The sequence below is a fragment of the Candidatus Polarisedimenticolia bacterium genome (assembly GCA_035764505.1).
GTDB lineage: Bacteria > Acidobacteriota > Polarisedimenticolia > Gp22-AA2 > AA152 > AA152.
This window is the reverse complement of sequence record DASTZC010000155.1, coordinates 1-8,326: the sequence shown is the minus strand read 5'-3', so window position 1 is coordinate 8,326 and position 8,326 is coordinate 1. Positions and strand designations below refer to the sequence as shown.

Here is an 8,326-nt window from a genome sequence, read left to right as displayed (position 1 = left end):
CTCCTTCTGGGCGCGCTCCATCTGCTTCTTGACCCGCTGATGGATGCGCCGATCGACGCGCAGCTTCTCGATCTCGGCCTCGAGCATCTCGAGCAGGATCGCCAGGCGCTCCTTCGGATCGAAGGTCTCCAGGAGGTTCTGCTTCTCCTCCACCCCCACCTGGAGGTGGGCGGCGATGGTGTCGGTCAGCCGGCCCGGCTCCGACACCCGGATGGTGGAGATCATCGTCTCGTAGGGCAGGTTGGGGCTGAGCTTGACGTACTTCTCGAACAGGGAGACCGCCTTGCCCATCTCGGTCTCCATCTCCGGGGTGATCTCGGGGCGCACGTCGACGATCTCGAGGTTTACCTCCAGGTAGCCGGCATCCTCGCTGATGTCGCGCACCTTGCCGCGCGACACCCCCTCCACCAGGAGTTTGATGTTCCCGTTCGGGAGCTTCAGGCTCTGGACGATGTTCACCACCGTGCCGATGTGGTTGATCTCCTCCGGCTTCGGCTCGTCGGTGCGGGCGTCGCGCTGGGTGGACAGGAACAGCCGCTTGTCGGTGGCCAGGGCGTGCTCGACCGCCTGGAGCGAGGTCTTCCGCCCCACCACGAAGGGGATCATCGTGTAGGGGAAGACCACCACGTCCCTGAGGGGAACCAGGGGGAGCCGCTCGATTTTCGGCGACTCGCCCGGGAGAGTGCTTTGGGTCATCGGATTTAGCCCGCCTTTTCCATCAGGATGATGGGCGCCACCTTGTTCTCGACGACTTCGCGAGTGATGACGCATTCGGTGATATTGCTCTGGGAGGGGAGCTGGTACATCAGGTCCAGCATCAGATCCTCGAGGATCAGCCGCAGGCCGCGCGCCCCGATCTTCCGGGCCATGGCCATCTCGGCGATGGCCTCCAGCGCGTCCTTGGTGAAGGTCAGCGTCACGTCCTCGTATTCGAAGATGCGCTGGTACTGCTTGGTCAGCGCGTTGCGCGGCTCGGTCAGGATCTTCACCAGGGCGTCCTTGTCCAGCTCGCCCAGCAGCCCGATTACCGGAAGCCGTCCGACGAACTCGGGAATCAGCCCGTACTTGATCAGGTCCTGGGGCTGCACCTGCTCCAGGATGCTGAGCATGTCCTTCTCGCTCTTCTTCTTTACGTCGGCCTTGAAACCCATCGCTTTCTTGCCGACCCGCTGCTCGATGATCGACTCGAGCCCCACGAACGCCCCGCCGCAGAGGAACAGGATGTTGGTGGTGTCCATGGGAATGAAGTCCTGGTGCGGGTGCTTGCGGCCGCCCTGCGGCGGCACGTTGGCGATGGTCCCCTCCAGAATCTTCAGGAGCGCCTGCTGGACTCCCTCGCCCGAGACGTCCCGGGTGATCGAAGGGCTGTCGCTCTTGCGGCTGATTTTGTCGACCTCGTCGATATAGATGATGCCGCGCTTGGCCTTCTCGATGTCGTTGCCCGCCGCCTGCAGCAGGCGCAGCAGAATGTTCTCCACGTCCTCGCCGACGTAGCCCGCCTCGGTGAGGGTGGTCGCGTCGACGATGGCGAACGGCACGCTGAGCAGCTTGGCCAGCGTCTGGGCCAGCAGCGTCTTGCCGGTGCCGGTCGGACCGATGAGCAGGATGTTGCTCTTCTGCACCTCGATCTCGCTGCGGCGCTTGCTCATCTCGTTGCGCTTGTAATGATTGTAGACGGCGACGGCCAGCTTCTTCTTGGCCTTCTCCTGGCCGATCACGTACTCGTCCAGGAACTCGCGAATCTCGATCGGCTTCGGGAGCTTGAGCCGCGTCTTCGGCTCATCCAGCTCGCGCTCCTCGGCGATGATATCGAGGCAGATGTCGACGCACTCGTCGCAGATGTAAACGGTGGGCCCTGCGATCAGCTTCTTGACGTCGCGCTGATCCTTGTTGCAGAAGCTGCACCTGAGGGACTCGCCTTCGCCTTTCTTTCCGGCCATCGCCTTCCACTGCCTCCCGGGTTAATCCCGCTTCGAGATAACCTGGTCCAAAACGCCGTATTCCAGCCCCTGCACAGGGGTCATGATGTAATCACGGTCGGTGTCCCGCTCGATCTTTTCCTTCGACTGCCCCGAATGTTTCACCAGAATATCGTTCAACCGCTCCCGGATCCTCAGTATTTCCTTGGCGTGAATGTCCACGTCGGTCGCCTGCCCGGAGAAGTCCCCCATGGGCTGGTGCAGGAGGATCCGGGAGTTCGGCAGAGCGAAGCGCTTCTTCGGGGTCCCCGCCGCCAGCAGCACGGCGGCCATACTCGCGGCCTGGCCGATGCAAATCGTCGAAACGTCCGGCTTGATGAACTGCATGGTGTCGTAGATCGCGAGACCCGCAGTCACGGAACCGCCCGGACTGTTGATGTAGAGGTGGATGTCTTTTTCGGGATCTTCCGCTTCCAGGTAGAGCAGCTGAGCAATGACCAGGTTCGAGAGGGTGTCGTCGATCGCGCTTCCGATGAATACGATGTTGTCTTTTAGGAGTCGCGAGTAGATGTCGTAGGCCCGCTCGCCCCGGTTGGTTTGCTCAACGACCATCGGCACTAATGTCATTGAGCTACGCCTCCCGACTAATAGTAGCTTCATCCAACAAAAAGTCAAGCGCCTTTTCTCTCAACACTTGGCGCTCGAGCCCGTCCAGATGGCCTTTCCGGCCGAGCCTCTCTTTCAATTCCGAAACGCTCAGCTTCTGACGGCGCGCTTCGTGCTCCAGACGCCGCGAAATTTCGTCCGGACTCACTTCCAGACCCTCCTGTTGCGCCACCGCCTCGAGGATCAGCATGGCGCGCACGCGCTTGATCGCCATCTCGCGTCCCTTTTCGCGCTCCTCGCGCCAGTTGACCTCCGCATGCTGGGGGTCGATCCCCTGCACGAGGAGCAGACGCATGGTGTCCTCGAGCTGGCGATCCATCTGCTGCTCCACCATCGACTCGGGGACCTCGAAAGCGTTGCGATCCACGAGATGCGTCAAGATTTTGTCCTTGGCCTCTCCCGACTCCGCGACGGCCTCGCGCCGCTCCAGCTCCTCCTTCACGTGCGTCTTCAGGGCATCGAGCGAAGTGAAGTCCCCGATCTCCTTGGCCAGATCGTCGTCGAGCGCGGGAAGATCCTTGACCTTCACCTCGCGCGCCGCGAGGACATACTCGACCAGCCGACCGGCCAGGACCCCCGAGGGATAGTCGGCCGGATAACGGACCTGGAAGGTGCGCGATTCCCCCGCCTCGATCCCCTTGAGCTGGGCGTTGAAGTCGGGATGGTTGCGCTCCGCCCCCACCGTCATGGTGAACGGCTCGTCCGCGAAGTCCTTTCCCTTCCCTTCAAGGTAGCGGCCCGAGAGCGTGCCCACCACGACATCGGTGTCCTCGGCCTTGCGGCCCGCCTGCGGCGCGTAGCGCGCCACCCGCTCGCGCAGCGCCTCGAGATTCTCCCGCAGCGCCTCATCCGGGACGTTGATGCCGCGGCGCGAGATCGGAATCCCCTTGTAATCCTCCACCCGGACGTCGGGACGCACCTCGAAGGTGGTGCGAAAGACGAAGGGCTGCCCCTGGCGATAGTCGTACTCGTCGAGGACCGGGTGCTGGACGGGTTGGATTTGCTTCTCTTCCAGGGCGCGGTGGGCATACTCGTCGATTAGGTGCTGCAGGACGTCGCCTTCCACCTGCTTCCCGAAGCGCTGCTTCACGACCGTCAGCGGGATGTGGCCGCTGCGGAAGCCGGGAATGCGGGCCCGGCGCCGGTAGGTCTCCAGCGCCCGGTCAATCTCCTGGGTGACGATCTCGGCGGGTATCTCGACTTCCATGCCGCGCTTGGTTCCGTTCAATTCACTGATCGTGACTTTCATGCCCTGATTCTGCCCGATTGAAACCGTGGCGGCGTTTCGTGCGCGGCGCCATCGAGGTGGGTCCCTACTCTCGTGGAGGACGATGGGAAGGGGATGGTAGCAGATGTCCCAGCGTACCGCAAACTCCGGATACCAGGGTCGTTGCCCGGGTTTTGCGCCTGTGCTATAAGGGCCCGCCTTGAAGAGAGGAGCGAAGAATGACCTGGGGTGCTCAACGCGGTCGATTTCATGCTTTGGCAGCCTGTGCGGCAGTCCTGACGGGCATTCTGGCCTGTTCCGGCGGCGGCGACATCCGTCCTGGTGAGGGGGCCGCCGGGCTCCGCCTGGGTGACGATAGGGCCAGCGTCGAGAAGGTGCTCGGCAAGCCCGAAAGCGAGAGCGGTTCGGGGGTCAGCGGGTCCACCAAGCGGGAGTCCACCTACCTTATTTATCCCTCCAAGGGGATCGATGTCCTTCTCGAACAGGGGAAGGTGCGCAGCATCTTCCTTTATAACGAAGGGATCGAGGAGCATCGAAAGTACGCGGGCAAAGGGCCAAGGGGTATCACCTTGGGCTCCAAGCGGGCCGAAATCATCGCCGCCCTGGGCGAGCCGAGCGCTCGCGGCCTCGGAGCCGAGATGGACGCCTGGTACCGCTACGATTCCGGGGTCGAGGTCATCTTTCAGCCGGACGGTACGCTTCATCATCTTCTAATCACCAAGGCCCGCTAGCGGCGCGCGCGTCTCATTCAAGCTCTTTCAGCAGGCAATGAGACTCTTCCCGGGCTAACCTCAGCGACTGCATCGGTTCACGACCGAAGCGGTTCCAAGTCTCATCGCCCTTCCTTGAGACTGGCGTAGAAGCTCTTCTATTTCAAGAGAATCGCGTCTGCCCCATCGGCTCCCCGCGGTTCACGGCGCCGGCTGCAGCCGTGCAGCCGACTCCCGGAGAGCATGCCCCCGGATCTCAAATCGCTACTCCTGATTGGCTTTGGCGCTCCAGACGCCGGCGCGAGCGGAGTCTGGCCCGGGCTTTGCTGTTCCAGCGCACAGGGGGATCCATGGAGATCGAGGGTAGGAAAGAAAGCCCGGATCGAATCATCGTGGTCTCGGAAGAGATCCTCTCCCGGCTGAGGATGTCTCCGAGTTTCCTCCGAAGGTCTGGGGTCCGCTTTCTCCTCGTCTACAGCGGGCCCGAGGCCCTTACCCTTGCGGGGGCCTCGGATCCCGCCGTAGTGCTTCTGGACTATGCCCTGCCGGTCCTGCGAGCCGATCAGGTATGTCGCGAAATGAAAGCTTCCCCCAAGCTACGCGATATACCGGTCGTCATCGCAGGACCGGCTTTACCCCCCGAGTTCGAGACGTCATGCCGCGCCGCGGGGTGTGACGCCTTCTTCCGCTCTCCCGTGGATCTCTCCTCGCTCGTCGCGACGCTCGGAGTGCTCCTGGGAGTGACCCAGCGCCAGGAGCCGCGGCTTTCCGTGCTGCTCTCCGTATCCTTCGAGCACGTCACCTCGCAAACACGGGGGCGCTCGCGCGATTTGAGCCTCTCCGGCATCCAGGTGCGCACCGCCTACCGCTATGGGAAAGGCCGCGCCGTCCGGGTCCGCTTCTCGCTCGACGAGACGAGCCCCTTCCTCGCGGAGGGCGAGGTGATTCGCTGCGATTCCACCGAAGAAGGCGATTTCGACCTGGGGATCCGCTTCGTCGGCCTCGCCATCCAGCAGCGCGACCGTCTGGCGGAATTCCTGGAGCGCCGGGGGGCCAGCGTCGCACCCTTGATATAATCGGGCCGGAAACGAACCCTCGGTGAACGGCCCGTGAAGCCTCCCACTCCTCGAATCTCTTCCCTTTTCCTTTGGGCCTTTCTCGTTCTCGTGGCCCTCTTGCCGCGTCCGGCGCTGGCAGTGAAGCGCGACGTGGTCCGCGGCTTCCAGGAGGATTTCGGCGCCCGGACCTACCGGCTCCGGGTGGACCTTCAGGCCACGAACTACATGTCGGTGCCCAACGTGATGACCGCGAAGGGATTCAAGTACCTGGGTAGACAGTTTCCGGTCCTTTTTCGAAAGATGCAGATGGTCTACCTGGATCGGATTTCCAACGAAAGCGGCCAATCGGTGGCGCTCACGATCTATCGGAGCAGGGACGACGCCGGGCAGATCCGCGGCTCCATGCCTTCCGCCCCGATGAATCCGGCGGCCGGGGCGTCGGAGACGGCGCTCGGCAGCTTCGCGCGCGAATTCAGCACGACGGTCATCCTCGAGCTGACCGCGGAGAAGACCGATCTCGACGGCCAGCGCGCGCAGATTCTCGATCTGCTGCAGAAGGTCTTCTACGTGAGGGAAGAGCCCACCTTCGAGGAGAAGGAAGCTTTCATTCGCGAAAACCCCGACCTGCCCATCCGCAAGCTTGTCGAGATGACCGGCCTCCCCGAGCAGGCGGTCCGGCGGATCCTGGAGCACCACCCCGCCGAGCCTCCGCCCCAGAAACCTTCCGAATAGCTCCACGCAAGCTCAGGTGTGCCGGAGCTTTCTCTGTGGCTCCTCAGCCCGAACCCCGCTTTCCAACCCTGAATCCGGGCTCTTGGACCCTCAGTGGAATACCTGATGGTCCCGTCAATCCCTGCACCCTATCATCAGAGGCTTTGTGAGCTGTGCCGATCAATTCGGCCGAGTGCAAAGAAGGGATCCGAGTCACGTCACCAAACCGTTTACGAAGGCGACCACTGGAGGGCATATGTTACCGAAGAACCAGAGCGCCGAGGTGAGGCGTTTCCTGATGAGGATGACCTGGGCGCTGGCGTTTGGGGCGCTTCTATGGGCGGCGAGCCCGGCCGAAACCCTGGCGGCGCAGAGGACGAGCACGGCACCCAAGGAAGGCGACATGGCGGTAAGCGCCAACCTCGGGTTCTCGAGCTCATTCGACGACAATTTCGGGGGTGTGGAGCCGCTTCTCACTGGAACTTTCGAGTACTACTCCACTCCCCGCGTCTCGTGGCGCGCACTTCTGGGCACCACCTCGTTCGACGCCGACAATCCGAGCGACGCCGAGGTGGATGTGATGTTCATCAACGGGAACATCTCCTATAACTGGGAACAGGGCACGGTCCACCCCTACGTCACGGGCGGCATCGGTTTCTACAACAAGGATGCTGACGCTTCCCTGCCCCCGGATGCCGATGATGACGAGCTGGGGCTGAACTTCGGCGGCGGTGTCGACTGGTTCCTGGGGGCGCGCTGGGCGCTCAAGTTCGAAGGAACCCTCCATATCCTCGGCGGGGACGACCCGGACAACTTCATCCTGGGATCGGTCGGCGCCAAGTGGTGGTTCTGAGGCTCAGCTCATTGAACTGACACCCCCCATTCGGTCGACCTGACCGGCAAGGGGTATCCCGTCTCGAGTCGCGGCAGAGCTTCGCCTGGGTACGGGAAGGGCCGCGGCATCGTTGCGCTACGCGTCGACGTATCTCTCTTCCTTGTTCTGATTGAGGCTGGCGCCCAGGGCGAGTGGTGCGAAAGGGGGGACTCGAACCCCCATGGGTTTCCCCACCGGATCCTAAGTCCGGCGCGTCTGCCAGTTCCGCCACTTTCGCCCACCTGATTATAAACAAGTCACCGCGCAGTGCGGCTCTGGTATCATCCGCCTGGCCGCATTCTCCCGTCCGTCCCATGGTCGTGTCGACGTGGAGTCACCGGGACGGCACCCTCATGAGCCCATCCGAGAGCTCCCAGCGCTCCGTCATCGAATTCATGGAAAGGCACCGGTGGGTCGCCATGGCGTCCATCGCGGTGCTGGCGCTGACCGCGCTCATCGAAGACTGGCTGGGGCGCTCGCCGCTCGGGCCCGATGGGAGATTCGGCTGGTGGGATGGGGACATCTGGAGCAGCGAGAACTCGCAGCGCGTCGCCGATGCCTACTCGTTCTCGCACATCGAGCACGGAATCCTCTTCTTCGCGCTGCTGTGGCTGGTGGCCCGGCGGCTGCCGCTCTCCGTCCGCTTCCTGATCGCCATGCTGCTGGAGACGGGATGGGAGGTGCTGGAGAATTCGCCAATCATCATCAACCGATACCGTGAGGCGACCATCGCGCTGGGCTACGTCGGCGATAGCGTGCTCAATTCCTGCTGCGATGTGATGATGATGGCGCTTGGCTTCGTCTTCGCCAGCCGCGTGCCTGTATGGGTGAGCGTGGGGGCGGCCCTTGCCATGGAGGCTTTCTGCCTGCTCTGGGTGCGCGACAACCTACTGCTCAACGTCATCATGCTGCTTTATCCAATCGGGGCGCTGAAGGCCTGGCAGTCGGCCGGCCACGCGCTTCATTGATGCGGAAGCTAGCGCGTATCCCATTCAGGCGTCAGTTACAGCATTCTGCGTTGTGCACGCTGATGAGGATGCCAGGCGGCCCGTCGAGCATGTCCATCCGGTCAGCAATGGTTGATTGACTTCCCTGCCGCTTCCGGTCGAGAATCCCGCGGTTCGAATCCACTCATTACGCACGCGGGAGCTACCTGCCTT

Annotated in this window: 9 protein-coding genes and 1 tRNA gene; 5 read left to right on the top strand and 5 right to left on the bottom strand. The window is 62.8% G+C overall.

What is annotated here, in order from left to right:
- The 4 genes from VFW45_10545 to tig form a co-directional block, all read right to left on the bottom strand.
- Positions 1 to 696, bottom strand: a 696-nt coding sequence (locus tag VFW45_10545; protein HEU5181224.1) for an LON peptidase substrate-binding domain-containing protein, incomplete at its 3' end; no start/stop codon positions are given.
- Between the two features lie 5 nt (positions 697 to 701).
- Positions 702 to 1,940 carry an ATP-dependent Clp protease ATP-binding subunit ClpX gene (gene clpX, locus VFW45_10540; GenBank protein HEU5181223.1) on the bottom strand — a complete coding sequence of 413 codons (1,239 nt, stop codon included), beginning with the start codon at positions 1,938 to 1,940 and terminating at the stop codon, positions 702 to 704.
- 21 nt (positions 1,941 to 1,961) lie between these two features.
- The gene (gene clpP / locus VFW45_10535) at positions 1,962 to 2,546 is read right to left on the bottom strand and encodes an ATP-dependent Clp endopeptidase proteolytic subunit ClpP (protein ID HEU5181222.1); all 585 of its coding nucleotides are present in this window, start codon (positions 2,544 to 2,546) and stop codon (positions 1,962 to 1,964) included.
- 4 nt (positions 2,547 to 2,550) lie between these two features.
- The gene (gene tig / locus VFW45_10530; GenBank protein HEU5181221.1) at positions 2,551 to 3,834 is read right to left on the bottom strand and encodes a trigger factor; all 1,284 of its coding nucleotides are present in this window, start codon (positions 3,832 to 3,834) and stop codon (positions 2,551 to 2,553) included.
- 197 nt (positions 3,835 to 4,031) lie between these two features.
- Between tig and VFW45_10525 the strand changes: the two genes are divergently transcribed.
- The 4 genes from VFW45_10525 (at position 4,032) to VFW45_10510 (ending at position 7,145) form a co-directional block, all read left to right on the top strand.
- Positions 4,032 to 4,544, top strand: coding sequence for a hypothetical protein (locus VFW45_10525; GenBank protein HEU5181220.1), 513 nt, complete (start codon positions 4,032 to 4,034; stop codon positions 4,542 to 4,544).
- A gap of 329 nt (positions 4,545 to 4,873) precedes the next feature.
- Positions 4,874 to 5,599 (top strand): PilZ domain-containing protein, encoded by a 726-nt coding sequence (locus VFW45_10520; protein ID HEU5181219.1) that lies wholly within the window; start codon positions 4,874 to 4,876, stop codon positions 5,597 to 5,599.
- Positions 5,600 to 5,632: 33 nt separating this feature from the next.
- A complete protein-coding gene (locus tag VFW45_10515; GenBank protein ID HEU5181218.1) occupies positions 5,633 to 6,313 on the top strand; it encodes a hypothetical protein in 681 nt (226 codons plus the stop codon).
- A 235-nt stretch (positions 6,314 to 6,548) separates the two neighbouring features.
- Complete coding sequence (locus VFW45_10510; GenBank protein HEU5181217.1) at positions 6,549 to 7,145, top strand: outer membrane beta-barrel protein; 597 nt, start codon at positions 6,549 to 6,551, stop codon at positions 7,143 to 7,145.
- Positions 7,146 to 7,319: 174 nt separating this feature from the next.
- On the opposite strand, the gene VFW45_10505 is transcribed toward VFW45_10510, so the two are convergent.
- Positions 7,320 to 7,404 (bottom strand) — tRNA-Leu (locus VFW45_10505).
- 115 nt (positions 7,405 to 7,519) lie between these two features.
- On the opposite strand from VFW45_10505, the gene VFW45_10500 reads away from it, so the two are divergent.
- Complete coding sequence (locus tag VFW45_10500; protein ID HEU5181216.1) at positions 7,520 to 8,134, top strand: DUF2585 family protein; 615 nt, start codon at positions 7,520 to 7,522, stop codon at positions 8,132 to 8,134.
- The last annotated feature ends 192 nt before the right edge of the window (positions 8,135 to 8,326 follow it).

Excerpts from the sequence above, each read along its gene's own strand:
- tig (HEU5181221.1), bottom strand. The coding sequence starts at position 3,834 with ATGAAAGTCACGATCAGTGAATTGAACGGAACCAAGCGCGGCATGGAA.
- VFW45_10510 (HEU5181217.1), top strand. The coding sequence starts at position 6,549 with ATGTTACCGAAGAACCAGAGCGCCGAGGTGAGGCGTTTCCTGATGAGG.
- clpP (HEU5181222.1), bottom strand. The coding sequence starts at position 2,546 with ATGACATTAGTGCCGATGGTCGTTGAGCAAACCAACCGGGGCGAGCGG.
- VFW45_10520 (HEU5181219.1), top strand. The coding sequence starts at position 4,874 with ATGGAGATCGAGGGTAGGAAAGAAAGCCCGGATCGAATCATCGTGGTC.
- VFW45_10500 (HEU5181216.1), top strand. The coding sequence starts at position 7,520 with ATGAGCCCATCCGAGAGCTCCCAGCGCTCCGTCATCGAATTCATGGAA.
- clpX (HEU5181223.1), bottom strand. The coding sequence starts at position 1,940 with ATGGCCGGAAAGAAAGGCGAAGGCGAGTCCCTCAGGTGCAGCTTCTGC.
- VFW45_10525 (HEU5181220.1), top strand. The coding sequence starts at position 4,032 with ATGACCTGGGGTGCTCAACGCGGTCGATTTCATGCTTTGGCAGCCTGT.